Raw genomic sequence first — 1,882 nt, 5'->3', positions numbered from 1 at the left:
GCAGGCTGGCCAGCAGATAACCGCTGATCACCCCGAGCACGCCGCCCAGCAGCGCCAGCGTGCCCAGTTCGACGGCCAACGCCACGATCAGCAGACGCGCATCGACGCCACAGGCGCGCAAGTTACGCAGCAAACCACGGCGCTGCTCAAGCGCCAGACCGATCGCCGCATGGACAATGAACAGCCCTACGATGAATGACAGCGTCCCCAGTGCGTTCAGGTTCAGGTGAAAACTTTCGGTCAGGCGCTCTAGCGAATTCTCTTCGCCACCGCGTTTGATGACCAGTTGACGGCCTGCTTCGGTCGGTAGCTGCTCCGTGAAATCTTTGGGCAATAACAGGCGCGACACCTGATCGCGGTTACCCAGCAAGGGCTGGGCGAAACCGATGTCCGTCAGCAGCACGCCTGGCGCCATGTCCACCGTCGCGTGCAACGGAGGCAGGCGCATGCCGTTTTCGGTCTCTGGTTGCTGACCTTCTTTCAGGTTCAGGGCTTGCAGGGTCTGCGGTGCAATCCAGGTGGCCCCCGGCGGTGTGAGAAAGTCGCCGATCTCACTCGAACCAAGCTTCCGGCCAGCCACTGAAGAGCCCGTGGGCAAGGTCACCGGCTCGATGCCCATCAGTTGCAGGCGCTGATCTTCCAGCCCTTTCAGGGTGATCCGGCCTTGTACAACCGGCGACACCGGCCAGCCGTCGCGTCGCAACTCAATGAACCGTTGTTGAGAGAACGGCTTGCCGTCGAGCGCCTCGATGCTGGTCTGCGGTTCGCCGCCGATCAGTTGGCTGGCCCGCTGATAGCTTTCCCGTGCCTGACTGTTGAGCGCTTGCACCCCGGTCAGTAAAGCCGTCGCCAGCCACAGCCCGGTCAGGACGCTGAAAAACTGCACGGGATGGCGTCGCCAGTGGCTGAGCAGGGCGCGCAAGGTCCAGTGGAAAACTCGCATTTCAGCGGCCGCCCGCGTTTGCCAGCCGACCCAGATGCAGTACCTGGGTACGTGCCAGCCGCGCCGCCACGCGCGGGCTGTGCGTGACCATCAACAAAGTGGTCGAACTGTCGTTCAGCAGGTCCAGCAGGAGCTGCAGAACCTCGTCACTGGTGGTTTCGTCGAGGTTGCCCGTGGGTTCGTCCGCCAGCAGCAAGCCGGGCCGGGAGGCCAGAGCGCGGCCGATGGCGACGCGCTGTTGTTGTCCGCCCGAGAGTTGCTCTGGATAGCGTTCAAGCAAGTCTCCCAGGCCCAGTCGTTCGATCAGTCGCGTCTGCCAGGCAGAATCGTAACGCCCGGCCAGCCGCGCCTGAAAGGCGAGATTGTCGGCGACTTTGAGGCTGCCGATAAGGTTGAACTGCTGAAAGACCAAGCCGATTTCGGTACGTCGCCAGTTCGCCAGCTGGCGCTCGTTCATGAGGTCCAGACGCTGTCCGGCGATTTCGATTGTGCCGCTGTCGACCTGATCCAGACCGGCTACCAGATGCAGCAGCGTGCTTTTGCCGCTGCCTGACTCGCCCATTAGCGCCAGGCTTTCGCCCTGTGCGATCTGCAGATCGACACCTCGCAATACTGCCAGTGGGCCTTGGGCTGTGGCGTAATTCTTGAATACGTCTCGCACTTGCAACATGGGGGGCTCGACTGGTTGCGCTTGTCTTAAGGATAGCGGCTGAGCACTGATGCGTCGCCAACCGTTGCAATTTTGCTCGCGCTGTCGGTGCGCTTATCCTTTATCTGCTTCGTGATGGGTGGTGTTCACGCTGTTGCGTTAGAAAAGCCCGTTGATCGTGCCCATCGATCTGCGTGGGCATGACGCCCGTGATGCTCTGCATCACGTCTGGGTATGGGGTTGCGGATTCAGTGGGTTTGGCGCTCGGTTCCGGTTACGGTTGCGCCTTT

At 61.7% G+C, this 1,882-nt stretch carries 1 protein-coding gene and 1 pseudogene; both read right to left on the bottom strand.

Annotated features, from left to right (window positions below; genetic code table 11):
- Positions 1-943 (bottom strand): annotated as a pseudogene (locus BZK31_RS28880) (ABC transporter permease); the annotation flags it as partial.
- A gap of 1 nt (position 944) precedes the next feature.
- A complete protein-coding gene (locus BZK31_RS28875) occupies positions 945-1,613 on the bottom strand; it encodes an ABC transporter ATP-binding protein (protein WP_083186500.1) in 669 nt (222 codons plus the stop codon).
- Positions 1,614-1,882: the final 269 nt, after the last annotated feature.

The sequence above is a fragment of the Pseudomonas floridensis genome (genome assembly GCF_002087235.1).
Classification (GTDB): Bacteria; Pseudomonadota; Gammaproteobacteria; order Pseudomonadales; family Pseudomonadaceae; genus Aquipseudomonas; species Aquipseudomonas floridensis.
Note: the sequence above shows the minus strand (reverse complement) of the source record. Positions and strands in the feature narration are given on the sequence as shown.